The organism is Halobacteriovorax sp. XZX-3 (genome assembly GCF_043196495.1).
Taxonomy (GTDB): Bacteria; Bdellovibrionota; Bacteriovoracia; order Bacteriovoracales; family Bacteriovoracaceae; genus Halobacteriovorax_A.
This window is the reverse complement of record NZ_JBEBMO010000002.1, coordinates 39,311-55,483: the sequence shown is the minus strand read 5'-3', so window position 1 is coordinate 55,483 and position 16,173 is coordinate 39,311. Positions and strand designations below refer to the sequence as shown.

Annotated in this window: 15 protein-coding genes; 6 read left to right on the top strand and 9 right to left on the bottom strand. The window is 35.2% G+C overall.

Going from position 1 to position 16,173, the window contains the following annotated elements; genetic code table 11:
- Position 1: 1 nt before the first annotated feature.
- Positions 2-2,656, bottom strand: a complete 2,655-nt coding sequence (gene polA / locus ABMA70_RS10710; RefSeq protein WP_103217623.1) for a DNA polymerase I — start codon at positions 2,654-2,656, stop codon at positions 2-4.
- Positions 2,657-2,729: 73 nt separating this feature from the next.
- Here polA and ABMA70_RS10705 point away from each other — a divergent pair, with 73 nt between their 5' ends.
- Positions 2,730-3,197 (top strand): GAF domain-containing protein, encoded by a 468-nt coding sequence (locus tag ABMA70_RS10705; protein WP_392993586.1) that lies wholly within the window; start codon positions 2,730-2,732, stop codon positions 3,195-3,197.
- On the opposite strand, the gene ABMA70_RS10700 is transcribed toward ABMA70_RS10705, so the two are convergent.
- The gene (locus ABMA70_RS10700; protein ID WP_103217621.1) at positions 3,194-3,691 is read right to left on the bottom strand and encodes an RDD family protein; all 498 of its coding nucleotides are present in this window, start codon (positions 3,689-3,691) and stop codon (positions 3,194-3,196) included. The two genes, ABMA70_RS10705 and ABMA70_RS10700, sit on opposite strands and share 4 nt — an antisense overlap.
- 196 nt (positions 3,692-3,887) lie before the next feature.
- Between ABMA70_RS10700 and trxA the strand changes: the two genes are divergently transcribed.
- The 5 genes from trxA (at position 3,888) to ABMA70_RS10675 (ending at position 6,661) form a co-directional block, all read left to right on the top strand.
- Positions 3,888-4,211 (top strand): thioredoxin, encoded by a 324-nt coding sequence (gene trxA, locus ABMA70_RS10695; RefSeq protein WP_103217620.1) that lies wholly within the window; start codon positions 3,888-3,890, stop codon positions 4,209-4,211.
- Positions 4,212-4,256: 45 nt separating this feature from the next.
- Entirely contained in the window at positions 4,257-4,838 is a 582-nt protein-coding gene (gmhA, locus tag ABMA70_RS10690) for a D-sedoheptulose 7-phosphate isomerase (RefSeq protein WP_103217619.1), read from the top strand.
- A 111-nt stretch (positions 4,839-4,949) separates the two neighbouring features.
- Positions 4,950-5,600: a MotA/TolQ/ExbB proton channel family protein gene (locus tag ABMA70_RS10685; RefSeq protein ID WP_103217618.1), complete on the top strand. Its 651-nt coding sequence runs from the start codon at positions 4,950-4,952 to the stop codon at positions 5,598-5,600.
- Positions 5,601-5,602: 2 nt separating this feature from the next.
- A complete protein-coding gene (locus tag ABMA70_RS10680) occupies positions 5,603-6,130 on the top strand; it encodes a biopolymer transporter ExbD (protein ID WP_103217617.1) in 528 nt (175 codons plus the stop codon).
- A gap of 21 nt (positions 6,131-6,151) precedes the next feature.
- Entirely contained in the window at positions 6,152-6,661 is a 510-nt protein-coding gene (locus tag ABMA70_RS10675) for a biopolymer transporter ExbD (RefSeq protein ID WP_103217616.1), read from the top strand.
- A gap of 39 nt (positions 6,662-6,700) precedes the next feature.
- On the opposite strand, the gene ABMA70_RS10670 is transcribed toward ABMA70_RS10675, so the two are convergent.
- The 7 genes from ABMA70_RS10670 to ABMA70_RS10640 all read right to left on the bottom strand — a co-directional run bounded on the left by ABMA70_RS10670 (position 6,701) and on the right by ABMA70_RS10640 (position 16,168).
- Positions 6,701-7,984, bottom strand: a complete 1,284-nt coding sequence (locus tag ABMA70_RS10670; RefSeq protein ID WP_392993591.1) for a hypothetical protein — start codon at positions 7,982-7,984, stop codon at positions 6,701-6,703.
- A gap of 1 nt (position 7,985) precedes the next feature.
- The gene (locus tag ABMA70_RS10665; protein WP_158246844.1) at positions 7,986-8,747 is read right to left on the bottom strand and encodes an outer membrane lipoprotein-sorting protein; all 762 of its coding nucleotides are present in this window, start codon (positions 8,745-8,747) and stop codon (positions 7,986-7,988) included.
- Positions 8,748-8,906: 159 nt separating this feature from the next.
- Positions 8,907-10,793, bottom strand: a complete 1,887-nt coding sequence (locus ABMA70_RS10660; protein ID WP_103217613.1) for an AgmX/PglI C-terminal domain-containing protein — start codon at positions 10,791-10,793, stop codon at positions 8,907-8,909.
- 8 nt (positions 10,794-10,801) lie between these two features.
- Positions 10,802-11,062: a hypothetical protein gene (locus tag ABMA70_RS10655; RefSeq protein WP_103217612.1), complete on the bottom strand. Its 261-nt coding sequence runs from the start codon at positions 11,060-11,062 to the stop codon at positions 10,802-10,804.
- A complete protein-coding gene (locus ABMA70_RS10650; RefSeq protein WP_392993596.1) occupies positions 11,062-11,949 on the bottom strand; it encodes a hypothetical protein in 888 nt (295 codons plus the stop codon). Before ABMA70_RS10650 ends, ABMA70_RS10655 begins: the two co-directional genes overlap by 1 nt.
- The gene (locus ABMA70_RS10645) at positions 11,949-14,777 is read right to left on the bottom strand and encodes a tetratricopeptide repeat protein (RefSeq protein WP_392993599.1); all 2,829 of its coding nucleotides are present in this window, start codon (positions 14,775-14,777) and stop codon (positions 11,949-11,951) included. Before ABMA70_RS10645 ends, ABMA70_RS10650 begins: the two co-directional genes overlap by 1 nt.
- Positions 14,774-16,168 (bottom strand): hypothetical protein, encoded by a 1,395-nt coding sequence (locus tag ABMA70_RS10640; protein ID WP_103217609.1) that lies wholly within the window; start codon positions 16,166-16,168, stop codon positions 14,774-14,776. Before ABMA70_RS10640 ends, ABMA70_RS10645 begins: the two co-directional genes overlap by 4 nt.
- Positions 16,169-16,173: the final 5 nt, after the last annotated feature.

The following is a 16,173-nucleotide window of genomic DNA, read 5'->3' as shown; positions in this document are numbered from 1 at the left end:
CTTACTTTAGATCGTACCAGTTTACGCCAAAGGCCGGGTCAACTTTTAGTGGAACCTTAAGTTCTACAACATTCTCCATTCCTTCTTTTACGAGTGTCTTCATCTCTTCAAGCTCAGATTCAAGTACGTCAAAAATAAGCTCATCGTGTACCTGGAGAATCATCTTTGACTTTAGGCCACGTTTTTTCATTTCCGCATCGATATTAATCATTGCACATTTAATGATATCAGCAGCTGTCCCTTGAATTGGTGAGTTAATCGCCATTCTCTCAGCATTTGCTTTTATCGTACGATTATTAGAATGAATATCAGGAAGGAATCTCTTTCTGCCATACATTGTGATTGAATAACCAGTTTTCTCTGCGTCTTCTTTTAGGCCATCTAAGAAGCCTTTAATTTTTGAGAATCTTTCAAAATATTTTTCAATATATGCTTTTGCGTCCTTTCTTGAAATCTTGAGGGCCGACGCTAAACCAAATGAAGACTGCCCATACATTAGACCAAAGTTAACGGCCTTAGCTTTTGAGCGTTCATCACTTGTTACATCAGAAAGTGCAACGCCGTTAATTTCACTTGCTGTTTGCGCGTGAATATCCTTGTCTTCGTTAAAGGCCTTAATCATTGTTGGATCTTCACTATAGTGAGCAAGAATTCTAAGTTCTACTTGAGAATAGTCGGCTGCAAGAAGTAAATTACCAGGTGTAGCAATGAATGCCTTTCTAACAAGACGTCCCGTTTCTGAACGAATTGGAATATTTTGTAGGTTTGGATTCACGCTTGAAAGACGTCCCGTTTGAGCAACGTGCTGGTTAAAGCTAGTGTGAACTTTTCCAGTTTTCTTATTAACAATTTCAGGAAGTGCCTTCACATATGTAGAAAGAATTTTTCCTAGCTCACGATACTGAAGGATAAGTCCAGGGACTTCATTGATATTTTTAGCATCAAGTTCTTCTAGTACTGAAGAGTCTGTTGAATATCCTGTCTTTGTTTTCTTAACAACAGGAAACGATAATTCATTAAATAAAAACTCTCCAACTTGTTTTGGTGAATTTAAATTGATTGTGTCATTCATTGAATAAGAATCAACTTTCTTTTGAATCTTCTCTAAAGACACTTGAAGTTCTTCGGCCATTTCATAAAGATATTCTTTATTTAAGTGCACGCCCTCAAATTCCATTTCAGCTAAGATTGGGATAAGTTTATTATCAATATCTTCGTAAACGCTTACTAATTCTTTTTCTTTAAGCTCTTCTTTTAACTGAGAAGCTAATCTAAAAATAGCAATTGAGCGAAGTCCTGTATAAGAAGCCTTAGCTTCATTATTTTCAAGTGAAGTAATAAATGGCGTTTTCTTATCTAGCTCAGATACTTTAACGTTTACATTTGAAGCGATCACTTCAATATTATGTCTCATACTAGGACTTACGTTATAGTGAGCCTGAGTAATATCAAAGTTGTGGGCCTTAAACACTAGGCCGCGACGTAGAATATGTGAATAATCTCTCTTTGAATGTTCGCTATATACTTCTCTTTTATCATCACCCCAAATGAGTTCGATAACTTCTTTTTCATTAGCTTCATTTACTTCTAAGAAATATGAGTTGTTATCATCGAAAGAAACACTTATTGCGATTAAGTTTCGTGCATGAATATCATCGCTATCAAATTCTGTTTGTACAGCAAGTGCAGTTTGATCCTTTATAAGTACTTTTAACTCATCAAGAGTAACCACTTTATGTTCGAAAGGAGATGCGATTTCTTCTTCCCCTTCCTCGCCATCAGCAATTGAAAGTTGATACTTAAGGTCTTCCATTCTCTTGATCATTGAATTCATACCAAGATCTTTTAGGAAAGTTAGAAGTTCTTCTGATGGATAAAATTTAACTTCAGAATCTTCTGATTTACATTCTAAATCTATATCAGTAACGATTTTAATTAACTCTTTTGAAAGCTTTGCATCTTCAACGTGCTCAGTAAAAGCTGTAATTAATTTTTTACCTTTAAACGTATCTGACACTTCAAAACACTTCTCAAGTGTTCCGTGCTCTGCAAGTAGTTTTGCTGCTCCCTTTGCACCAATCCCACGCATTCCAGGAATATTATCCGATGTATCTCCAACCATTGATAAGTAATCAACGATTTGATCTGGACGAACGCCCATCTTTTCAAAGACACCCTTCTCATCGTAGATAACGTCTTTCATCGTATCGAGCATCTTGATATTGTCGCCGACAAATTGCATAAGGTCCTTATCACCTGAAGCAATTAAGATTTCATCAAAGTCATTTTTCCATTGAACAACAGTTGAGCCGATAATGTCGTCGGCTTCATATGTTTCATTCGCAACATTTAAAAGCCCCATCTTATCGATAAGTTCTTTAATAAGAGCAAATTGTGGAACAAGTTCTTCAGGTGGTTCTGAACGATTGGCCTTGTACTGATCGTAAAGTTCATTTCTAAAAGATCCGCCCGATGTATCACGAGCAAGAAGCATATGTGTTGGCCTATAATTTGCCATAATTTTTAATAACATTGAAAGTACACCATATGTTGCGTTTACAGGTGTACCGTCTGGGGCGTTCATTGAGCGAATTGCAAAAAATGCACGGAATATAAAGTTACTGACGTCGACGACGATTAATCTTTTCTTTGACATATAATCTCCAATTTATGCTATAAATCTAGCCAATTATGTTGAATCTGTTAATGATTAATGTGGAGAATTGGTTATGGACAATGCGCAAAAAACCGAAACTTATCAAAGAGTAAAAAGAGATATCTTTGCTATTTGTGAAGGAGAAAGCAGCACTATTGCCAAAATGGCCACCATTTCTTGTGTTTTAAAACAAGCATTCCCTCATTATTACTGGTGCGGGTTCTATATGGTTGACCCTGTTAAAGAAAAAGAACTTGTTGTCGGTCCATATCAAGGAACTCTTGGCTGTCTTCGAATCCCTTTTGGTAAAGGTGTTTGCGGAACGGCCGCCCATACACTGGAAACACAAATTGTTGAAGATGTTCACTCTATTGCAAACCACATTACTTGTGACCCAAAGAGTCAGTCCGAAATAGTTGTACCAGTTTTCGAAAATGAAAAGTTAATTGCAGTTCTTGATGTTGATAGTGATTCACTTGCAAGCTTTGACGAAGTTGATAAAAGTAATTTAGAAGAAATTATCAATACTGTCTTTGCTTAAGCCTGCGTGCCTTGATCTTCAAACCAATTAGTTTTGCGCTTTTTGATAGCAAGCATTGTGTCGTCATTGGCCATGACAGTTGTATCTGCCATAACATCACCTAGCCTATGTCCAGAATCAAGCTTATAAAGAAGGTATAATTCAATCCCAACAATAGGTAGACCAACGATAACTGCCATAAACCAACCGGCCACAGGAATGATGGCAAAAACGAGTGGAATAATAAAAGGTAGATTTCTAATGAAACTTTGTTTTAGAGAGCAAGGCGTTCCATCAACTAAAGAGATAACTCTAAAGCCAATAAATTTCTTCCCTACTGACTGTCCATTTTGAATTGAATCAGCAAATGTTAAATAGACTATCGATAAAAGGATACCAATCGGATACAAAAATAGTGATAAGACGACGACAATAAAAAGGTCAATTGCCTTAGCAAGGATGCGTGAATAACGAGCGACTTTAATGGCCGATTTTAAGAGGTACTTTCTATCCATACAACTATCTTATCCTATGAATTTTATTAGAAAACAAGGCATTTTTTGCACCTAGTCCAAACAATGGATATTAAGTAAAGAAATGGTTAATTTGTCTATCGGTCAATAGACTTTGATTAATAGCCAAAAATAGGATTTTAATATATAACTTTATACTGAGACTAAAGAGAGCACATACGCTCTGGAGGATAATTATATGAGTACTGTTGGTAAAACTGACGTAACAAATTTTGAATCTGATGTACTAAAAAGCGCTAAGCCTGTTCTAGTTGATTTCTGGGCAGAATGGTGTGGACCTTGTAAAACACTTGGACCAGTACTTGACGAAGTAGCATCAGAAATTGGTGAAACTGCAACAATCTTAAAAGTAAACGTTGATGACAACGGAGAGCTTGCTCAACAATACGGAATTAGAGGGATCCCAACAATGATCTTCTTTAAAGACGGTCAAGCAACTAAGACTCTAGTTGGTGTTCAAACAAAAGAAGAAATTAAGAAGTCTTTAGAAGAACTTATGTAATAAAAGCCTCTACGATAGAGGCTTTTCTTTTTTGAGAAGGAATTTATGTCTAATTATATTTCCCACGCATTTAATCACGCACAAGAAACTCTAACGAAATTTATCGCGAACGAAGAAAACTTCACCACTATGGAGAAAGCGATCAATGAAATGGTTGTGGCCATAAAAAATGGAGGGCGTGTTATTAGCTGTGGAAATGGTGGTTCAATGTGCGATGCTATGCACTTCGCAGAAGAACTAACAGGTCGCTTTCGTAAAGACCGCCCAGCAATGCCAGCTATTGCTATCGCAGATTCTTCTCATATCACATGTGTGGCCAATGACTACGGTTTTGAATATATCTTTTCAAAATATGTTGAGGCCCATGGACACAAAGGAGATGTCCTTCTTGCCATCTCAACTTCAGGTAATTCACCAAATTGTCTTGAGGCCGTAAAATCAGCTCATGAAAAAGGGATGAAAGTAGTCGGTCTTCTTGGAAAAGGCGGTGGAAAGATGAAGGAGCTTGTGGACTTCCCTATCGTTATTGAAGCTGATCTTTCTGATCGTATTCAAGAAATGCATATTAAAATTATTCATACGTTCATAGAGGGAATTGAGCGACAAGTTTTCCCTCAAAATTACTAAAGAATTACGAATAAGAATCGGCAGTTTATTCCAAGTCTTTAAAATCAAGTGCTTGACGCGAATATGAGTTAAAATATTCTTAAGTTAGTACATAATTTTAAGGAGCTATAAATGGAAGGCACAGCTGTATCATCGGTAAACACGATCGCTGCTTTTTTTCAAAACGGTGGGATCTTCATGTGGATCATTCTCTTTATCTGGGCAGTAGGTCTAGCTATTGGATTAGAAAGATTCTTTAAGTTAAGCTTTAAATTTGATGTTGATGGAGCTTCATTTATGAATGAACTTCGTCGCTATATTATGGCAAATGATGTTGAAGGTGCTTCACGTGTATGTTCTGGATCAAGTGCTGCTCTACCTAAGGTTTTAAGAAGTGGTCTCGAAAGAGCTTCTGCTAAGCCAGAGCAAATTCAAAATGCAATCGATGCAACTGCTCTTGAAATTATTCCAAAAGTAGAACTAAGACTTAACTACCTACAACTAATTGCAAATATCTCAACACTATTTGGTCTACTAGGTACGATCCAAGGTCTAATCGCTTCATTTGCTGCCGTTGCTGCTGCTGATCCAACTCAAAAAGCAGAACTACTTGCAAAAGGTATTTCACAAGCGATGAACACGACTTTCCTAGGTCTACTTGTGGCCATCACGATTATGATCATTCATGCATTCTTAAGTTCTAAGTCAGAGAAGATCATCAATGAGATTGATGAGTATTCAGTTAAGTTAATGGATATTTTAAATACAGAAGAAAGTAAGTAGTTATGTATAGAAAACCGAGTCGAAAATATAAGAATAAGAAAGTTGAGAGACTGAATCTAATTCCAATTTTAGATTCGGTCTTCATCTTTATCTTCTTTCTTTTAATGTCAGCAAACTTCGTTAGAATTTATGAAATTGGATCTGATGTTCCAATTATCTCAAACTCTACTCCACCAAAACAACAAAAAGAAAGACTTGATCTTACGCTTAAAATCAATGCGAGTAATATCAGCCTTCACTCAGGACCAAATGAGAGGAGAATATTCTCAGCAGGAAAAACAGCTGATGGTGAATACGACCTATTTAAGTTAAGAGAAAAGTTAATTGATCTTAAGAAGCAATATGTGGATGAGAAAGAAGTTATCTTTATTCCAAATGCAAATATCTCTTATGAAGAGCTCATTAAGATTATGGATGCTGTTCGTGATATCAAGAAAACAGATCCAGAGGTTTGGACAAAGAGAGATGGTCAGGATGTAAAAGTTCTTGAGCTATTTAACAATATTATTTTTGGCGATACACAATCGTAGAAATAAAGAATCAGGTTTATTATGAGAAATCGTTCAATTAGAAATAGAGGAATCAGAAGAAAGAAGGAACCATTTGATATTGATATCACTTCCCTTCTTGATATTCTTGTTATCCTGCTAGTTTTCTTAATTAGAAGTTATGACACTACTGGCGTGATCTTAAATATCCCAAAAGATATTACTATTCCGAACTCGGTATCGAAGTCAATTAATGAGCAAGGTGTTGTGGTTCAGGTATCTCCTAAAATCATTTGGGTTGATGACAAAGAAGTTCATAATACAGAGACATATAAAGGGCAACTCTACTCACAAGGCGGACGACTTATTCTCCCTCTATATAACGAGCTAGTTGCGAAAAGAACAGAGATTGAAAACATTGCTAAATCAACTCCAAATGCTAAGAAATTCTCTGGTATTGTTAATTTAGTAATCGATAAATCTCTTAAGTATAATTATGTTAAGAAGCTTATGCACACTGCTGCTGAGGCAGGGTTTCAACAGTATAAATTCGTTGTTTTAGGACAAGAGTAGAATAAAAAAAGCTCCATTCGGAGCCTTTTTTTATTCAAACTAGAAAAATCTTGTTAACGTAACTCCGAACTCGTCATCCCCATCAAGAACATAGAGTCCACGATTGTCAGCTTTTGCATCATCACCAATAGTTACACCACGAAAGTTCAACTTCATCTTCCATGCATTATTTAGACGGCGCTCATAGCTTAGGTAGTAAAGTGTCTCCCCTGCTCTTTCAAGATCAATATAAAGACCCAACATAAATTCATTAGAGTATGCGTCGTTAAGAGCAAGACGATGACCAATGAAAAGATCATTCTGGAAAATTTGAGCTTGGCTTCTCTTATCTTTTCCTACACCTAGAACACGTTGATATTCAGTATAAAAACCTGAACTCCAATTGTTATCGTAATTATATGTATACTCATGGCCAATAGATGCTAATTGATAATTAAAGATTTCTCTTTGCCCACCAGTATAATCAAGAATAGAAACCGAATCATCGACGTTAAAATCAGAGTAGAGATACTCAAACTTAAAAGTCTGCTCACCCCAAAAGTAAGTAGCAGCAGTACCATAGTCAACGACATCAAGATAGTAAGCGTTAATATTACCAGCAAGAAGATCAGGTACAGAAGCTGCTGCAAAGATAGGTCTTGTACGATCAATATGATCAATAGCGAATACTGTTAAATCTAAATCACCAAACTGATGAGCATAGTAAACAGCAAATTGATCAAACTGATTATCTTCATCGGAATTTGTAATCGTATTACCTTTTACAATATTTTGCTTTTGCGGACTAAGCCCGTCAAAGATTCGCATTTTAGAATCTGGATAGAATGCTTCCTTAAAATAAGGCATATAGATAAACTTCATTGTTCCAATACTAGTATAATGACTTAATACAACAGAAGTTTCACCTAACTTTTCAAAACGCTCAATATTTCCATCATTAATACGAGAGTTGATGACATCAACAACATGGTATGCCTCAAGTCGCGACCACATAAACATATGCTGCCCAACAGAAGCCTGCCAGTTTCCAAAACTACGTCCAATATTAAACTCATTAAAATCAACGTAGCTATTATCTTGATACTTTTCGTCTGCACGGCCAATTAGAGATAGATTATATTCCCAGCCACTCCAATCACCCCTGTCTTCAAGGGCAACTTTAACGAAAGCCAATTCATTAGGCTGGTCTTCTCCTAAAAGAGTTGTAGCATCTTCGACATAGCCTCTAAAGTTTAACGAAACTTCACCTCTTCCATCAGCTAATGTGTGTAAGCTTGATAGAGTTAGTGCACCTGTAATTAATCCGTATATTAGCGTTTTCAATTTACTTTAACTTCCTCTTAGTAAGATCACCTTCATTAACCGCCTTACCAATAACTCTATTCTTCCATTTGAATATCGACTGTTTTTTGTTGTTCAGATTTAACATAACAATTTTATTTGCACGCCACATCTTTCTCTTACCAACAGTGTAAGATTTAAAATCTTCCATAGAAGAAGTCTTAATATGTTCATTTCTTTTGTTATAGTATTCCGACTTAACAGGAGCTAGGTACTTTTGAGAGACGTAAAGTACGACTTTTGAATAAGAACTTTTGGCCTTTGCCACTCTTTCAACAACCCATACCTTTTGACCACCAACTTTTTCGTCTTTAAGATACTTGTAATTGTACTTTTCAATTGTTTGACCACCGATATCTTCAAATGAGAATTCAGAACCCATGAAAGAGCTACCTTTAGATCGAGAGTTAATCTTCTTAACTCTTTTTAAAGATGGAAGGTATAACCATTGGTCATCATCTCTTTCATCTTTCCAAGTCCAAGTAAGTAGTTTCGTTCCTTTAACGTCTAATGGTTTTTTAAATTCCATTAAGCTCTTATCAACACCATTGAATTCGCCAGAAGCACCAAGCATTTCGCGGACAATTTCAACACCACTTGAATCAACTAAAACAAGCTCCATCGTTGATGTATCACCAATATAGCCTTTGTTTGCCTGATCCATTTTTTTGGCAATCTCTAGGCCTTTATCATTAGCAAATACAGAAAGTGTTAATAACATTAATAAAAGTTTAACAATCTTCATTAGAAACCTCGTGTTTTTTCGGTATGTTTTCCCATCAGATAGTAGCATTCACAACACAATGATTGAACATTTACTGGTGATAATGACAATGGATTCATTAAATTATTGAAATTATGCCCCTTATTTTACAACAAGGGGCGTTAGTGATTTGTGATGAATTTAGTAAGCGCTTGAATTTAAATTAAGTGGTACGTGAACACCAACTTCGGCCCCACCTTTTGGGCGTGGGAATTGTATTGTTTTCAAATGATTAACAACACAATTCTTAACACTTATAGGAACGCCTTTATCCGCTTTAGCGACACTTGCTTTTGTTACGTTACCTGATGCACCGATGACAAACTCCATACCAAGTACACCTGAGATACCTTTTTGTTGAACATCAAGCTCTTTTTGGTAACAGTATCTAAACTGAGGAACGTTCTCCATCAGAATTCTCATAATGTCATTACGATCCATTGATCCTAAAATAACTTCACGGTAAGGAACACCTGCTATATAAACTTGTTTCTTTTGAACAAGTCCATCTGTACCAAATGAAGATGAAAGTTTACCACTCGTCTTACTACTTAAAGATCCAACTTCGGCCTTTACATCAGCTTTTTGAATTTGAGCAGAGTCTCCAGTTGATAGTGCAGAATTATCATCTGCAAAACTTTCACTTGAACCAGTACCGGCCTTAAATGAATTTAGCGCACCACCTTTGGCCATTAGGGAGTTCATTGAAGAAGTAAATGATGTCGACTTGTATACATCTACTTTTCCACGACTCTTTCTATTTGTAGCAAGTTTTTTAACAGTTGTTTGCTTATTCGTTGTACGAGCTGGTTTAGAAGCTTTCTTCTTAGTCTCTCTTACAACTGCCTTATTATTTGGTTTTCCTTTACGAGGAGTTCCTTTCTTTGGAGTTGATGTCGACTTTTGCTTAGGATCACCTTTACTCTTCGTTACTTTTTGAGGTTTTTCAACGTTTGAAACCGCTTCCTTAATTGGCGCCTTCTTTTCAACTTCTTTTTTTACTTCATTCTTAACAACATTCTTCTTCTTTGTTACACGAAGCTGTTTTGGACGGTAAAGAATCTTGGCAATACGTTCTGGAACTTTCTCTTTTTCAATTTCTTTATCGACTTTAAAGTTCATCATTCCTGCTGCAAAAACAATAAAGAATAATAAACAGAAGATGAGATATTTTCTTAGTTCTTTATCACGCCTAAATATAGGTGCCGTTTTTACAATTGGAGGAGCTTCAGTACCCCTAATAAAAACCTTTAAGTTATCTTTTTCGAAAATGTGAATATCATCACGACGTAATGAGCTCTTCGCGTTTTTATTATTTAGAAAAGTACGATGTTCAAAACCAGGAATCTTCCCAACTGCGACATCATTCTTTCTAATATCTAAAAGTTCGACCTTGTCTTTCTTACCTAGATATGGAAACTCTATATCATTTCCACGAGCGTTAGCACCAACTAAATAAAACTTTCCATCTTTATGTGGAATATAATCAAGAGAAACAATCTTCCCATTAAATAAGATAATAACTTCGGCCGCTTCCTTATCAATACTATATTTAAAGATTGGATAAATTTCATCTGGCTCTTCAAAGATATATTCTGAAAACTTTACGTTATCATCAATACTTAAAGGGTAATTTACCTGATACTCTTCATCCTTACGTATGCGCTCATCATTAAACTTAGGTTGCTTTGGTAAGTTCTTAACAACTTCCTGTGGGTGAATTAGTTGTTGAGGAGGAAGTTTTGATGACGAATCAAAAGTAAATGAGTAATTACCAATTGTAATTGATTCACCACCCTTTAGTTCCATCGTAACAACTTCCTGGCCATTAACTAATACCGGTTTAGAAGAAGACATACTATAGATCGAGACTTTGTCAGAAAATTCGATAAGACAATGGATATCATCAATACCGGCACCTCTCATACGAACATCACAAGAGTCACTTGCTCCTAAGATGATACGATTCTTTTGAGGTAGACGAATATCTTTTTTACCCTTTAAATAAAATGATCTTCCTTGATCCACTTCTACTCCTAGCGTATACGATCCAAACCTTTCATCATTTCTAAATGAAAGTTTGGTTTTGAAGGTAATTTATTTTTGAACTGACGCAGATAACGATTTGAGACCGTAATCTCTCCTGGTGCCCCAAGCTCACCATCAACGCTAATCTCTTCAAGATTAAACTGTTCAAACTTCTTATACTTATAAACTACTTTTTCTTTTACAGACTTTTGTGCAAATGTTTGTGTCGTAAATAAAAGTAACATCGTTGATAATAAAACTTTCATCATTACATCTTCCTAACTTGCTGATAGAAGGCCTTGTCTTTAGCATTCATATCGGTAGTGTCTAAGTCACTTTGTATTGTCACAGCGTGATCACTCTTTAGTTGTTTTAAAGAATAGTAAAGAGCGATCTTTAGACTTGGGATATCAATATAATCAGAATTCATTTCTTTAAGAATTGTATAAGCATATTTTGGCTTAGCATCAAAAAGATATGAATAAACTAATGAGTTAATAACATCACGATCATTCTTATTAACAGAATAAAGTCGCTTCAACAGTGAAGTTGATTTTGAGTATAGGCCATATCTGATATAGATATTTGCAAGATTAAACATTGCTGTTTTATTATTCTTCTTCAGAATAAGTACTTGCTTAAAAGCCGCAATTGCCTTTGCATCTTTATCTTCATCAATATAGACAACGCCGATATTATTGATCGCTGGTATATATTTATCATCAAGTGCTACGGCCTTGTTAAAGTAAACTTTTGCAAGCCTCTTATTTCCAGACTTGTATGAGCAAATCCCCTGCTGATTCCAATATGAAGGATTGGCTTTATACTTTTCGTACATTGCATCCAGCTGAGATAGACCTTCCTTCGTATTCCCCATGTAGCACAGGCCAACAAGCCCAGTCTTCTTTGAATCGATTTCTTCAAGTTTATTTAAATCAACCTTATCAAGTGACTCATCTTCTAGAACGTCATCAACCAGATCATTAATGAGATGATAATCAGCTTCTGCATTATAACGAATCTGACTCTTTGGTTTAAAGTCTGCATTCGTAAGATTTTCAATTTGCTCACCATCTTCTAACTGTTGAGTTGAACCTTTTTTAGAAGATGCACAAGACACCATAAATAGCATTGAAAGAATAGCTAAGTACTTCATTAACGATTCCCCCTCTTATCCATTAGAACGGCTCCAGACATCGAAGGTAGCCCTAAGCCTTGTCTAGATAGTGTTCCAAAGTTAACTGTTAAGACGTCATTCTTATTGATTAAATTATCTAGCTCTCTTTTAAGCTGTCTTGATTTAGTTGCAAGATTGGCCGAAACATTGGCCATACTCGCCTTAAACGACTTTATATATTCTGGAGACTTGCCCTCAGGAGAGAATGAACCGACATCTGTAGAGAAGCGATCAAACGAATTAACTAAAAGTGAATAACTCTTAACCATTGCCTCTCCTGAGCCCATCGCTACGATACGAGCAACTTTTCCCTGAATACGATCTAGACGATTAAACTTGAGCTTCATCGTATTATTAAATGTATTTTCAGGAAAGCTTAGTCCAATTGAATTGAAGTTATTCACGTCATTCTCAAGCTTATCAACTTCCATAAGAGCAACTTCATCAATAGTTTCGATTGCTAGATCTTTCTTCTTCTTAACTTTATTATAAATATAAGATAACTCACCTGCATAACGTGAAGTGTTCTTTTGCGTTCTTGATAACTTTGACAGCTTCCCTACGTACTCAGACTTTTTGTATAGGTTTGTCGTGTAGGCACTTAGACGTTGACGATAAATGGCATCCGCCTTATCCAGCAGTTTAGTGTCGATATAGTAATCAAATATTTGTTCGTAAGAAGATAATAGTGTTGTATTTTTAAAACGACACTTAGATTGTGAATCCACAAAGCTCACTGCAGCACTATCTTTATTGGTTGCAAGCCCCATTACTATATAGTTCTTTAATAAACCTTCTTTACTCTTATCATTTAAAGAACAGGTTTTTGACAGTAGCTTTTGAGTAAGGGCCATTCCATGATCGACTCTTTGTCTTAGGAACAACTCACTAATAATACTATTGAACGATTCATAAAATTTCGTAATTTCAGAAATTAGCATTTCTTCAATTGCACGATCAAGCCACTTAGTCATTAAATCAATATTACCTGACTCATAGAAAAGAACAGCAATATTGTATGCTGCATTCCTTTTAGCTTCAGGCGTACTTTCTTTATCTTTATAGATGAACAGGTAACCCTTCAAGGCCGTAACCTTATCACCTTTTTGATTTGCCTTTTGAATATCCGAAAATTGAGCGACAAGAATAATTTTATTCAAATGAGTGATAAACCCTCTTCTTAGCGGTATTCCAGTAGACTTAAGTTCGCCAACAAAACTCATTAACTCAGACTTATTCTTTTGTGATTTATGAAGATCGACAATACGTCCAATCATTGCCTCATTTTTTGAAATTGCTCTTGGATTCTCTTTAGCATAAACAAAAAACAGATTTTGTGCTTTTTTAGCATCTTTCTCTTCATCGACATAGTAAGAGAATAGCTTCTCAACAGCTTTATTCTTCTTAGGCTTTGAATCTTCATGCTTGATATACGTTGAGAATACTTTCTCAAAATATTTTTTTCTAATTCCAGCTGAAGTTCTTTTGTCATTTAGTACGACAATCATACCTGCTAATGATCTCTTAAAGTATACATTATCAGTTTTATCAGAAGAGATAACCTTATCGTACATAAAGAGTGCTTGATCATATTCAGAAGCTGCATAGTAAGACTCACCAGCATAGAACAGAGCTCTCTCTCCTAAGCTAGGATCAACTTCTTGTGAAATAAAGTATAATTCAGCAGCAATACGTCCTTTAAACTTCATAATTTTTGGACGCTTCTTATTATGAGACAATCCTAATTCTTTTTGAAGATGTGCAGCACGTTTTGTTACATAAAACAGCGCCTCTTTCTTTTGCTCTGGATTAAGCTTTGTTTTAGTAATTGTTCGCGCATAAACAAGAAAATTCTTATTATTGTTGTACTTATCATAGATTTGTAATAGTTGAACAAGTGCCTTAGCTTTGTACTCTTCGCTCTTTCCATTAAATGCAGATCTGAACATTCCCGCAGCTTGAGAATATTTCTGTTTATCAAGAAGAAACATTCCCATATCGAAAAAATTCTTTTCAGGTGTTCCCTTTTCATTTTGGTAGAATTGTAGGGCCTTCTTAGTATCGCCTTTATCAGCATAGAAGTAACCAACATCACGTCCGGCCATATCCTTTTTGTCGATATATTTAGGACTTTTCGACAGACTATGAACTTCCTTCATTTGCTTAATTGCAGTATTCTTATTTCCAACTCTAAAGTTAGACCAAGCAAGATTGTAAAGATACTTAGTGTACCACTTATCATCTTTAATCTTAAAAATTACAGTATCGTAATACCTCTTAGATTTACTGAAGTCACCTTCTCGATAATAGATATCACCTAGTGCAAGACGAGACTTAACTCCGATTAAATCATTTTTTGGCGCTGATTTTACAGATTTTACGAAAAGAGACTTTGCTCTATCCATTTGAACATTTTCTAATTCATTATAAGCAAGGATATAATAGATATGAGAGCGTGCCTTAGCGTTTGGTTTCTTATTAAGTATCGACAATCCAATTTTTTGAGCTCTATCATAGTATGCGCTAGATTCAGCAAAAAACTTCTTTCGATCAATACGCTTCTTGTCTTTTATATCTAAGTTAAAGAAATTTTCATTTTCTTGTTCACGAATGATTCGCCCTTTCTCTAAATTAAGCTCGGCCATACGCAAATCAAGCATTGTATCGTTCTTTGTGTATCGTTTCATACGCACAAGCTCTTTAAGCTCCATATCGATTACTGAAACAATACGATCTCTTTTAGTATTAAGCTTAATACCAAAAGAGTTAAAACTTATAAGAGTTGCAAATAATAAAACCTTAATCATTTTTGACACTCCGATCGAAGAGCGAATACATAGTCACCTAACTCATCGGCCCAAAACTCACCATTGAATGACCAAAAGTATTGCTTCGAGTTTCTTTTCAGGTACTTAATATCACCTCTTGCTCCGGTATCTGTAATACCACTATATAAACGTGCTTTTCTTGCATTCAGTGCTTCAAGTCTTAAATAACTTAAACCAATAAATGACTTTTCTAATTGTGCAGAATTAAGCTTAAAAACCTTCTTAACATAAGATCCAATTAGTTTTTGTTGAAGAAATAAAGAGTCTTTTAAATTAATAGCTAAAATCTTTCTTAATCTTCTATTTCTAACTGTTTTTATTGTCTTAATTTCACGAAGGCCATCTTTATAACTTTGATACAGTTGTAAAAAAGCTGGGTCTTTTCTTACATTCTCAAGTAGCTTATTTGTTAGTGGATCATAGTATTTTTTTCCATCAACATAGCTATTAATGAATTTAAAATACCATTCTAAAGAATGCTTCTTAGCAAGCATTTGATCGATTACTTGTTTTGATTTATCGAATTCTTTATAGTGATCATCAATAATATTAGACATATCATCATATAAGCATAGCTTAAAATAACTAAGTGCTTTTAGAACATTAACTTCTGGATTAACTATATAATTTAGAACCGGTGCCTTATATGTCACAAGTTTCCCAAGTGTTCTATTATAGTCACCTTTGTAATAACTATTCCAAGCCTCTTCGATTAGTAGCTCAGGCCAAATATAAGATCTTTTATCTACATCAATAAAAGCAAGTTCAGACTCATCTAATTTCTTTTGTTCATACTTCACTCTTGCAATACCAGCAAGACAGTAGTCCTGATTAATTTGTAATTGTCTTGCACGTACTTCGTCACTACTACTTGTCGACTGATCAACACAGTTCTCAAATGATCCAACTGCGGCCTTAAAACTTCTAAGCATAGTAAATGCAACACCTTCTAAGTGAAGTGCAAATGGCTTTACAGGATGTGATGCCGGAATAGTTCCATTTAAGGTTTGAAGAGCTTCTTTATACTTTCTTCTCTTTAACTGCTTTTTAGCGAGTAAATATTTAAGAGTTGGAGAATCAATATTTTGAAGATAATTCTCAGGCAACAGAATAAATTGTCTATCTCCTACCTTTGAAACAACTTGTTCAAATAGATATTCAAAATTCTTATTCGTCCTTCCCTTATACGTAACTAAATACTCTTTCACATAAGGAACGGCCGTATGGTACATCTCTTTATCTATAAGCTCTTTAATAATATTCGGATAGCGAGATATACGATTTTTTGATTTTGTTAAATCAGTCCAAATTGACTCAAGTGCGTATGCCTGACTCAATATTAGAAATGTTATAAGCGCTTTCTTAAACACAATAG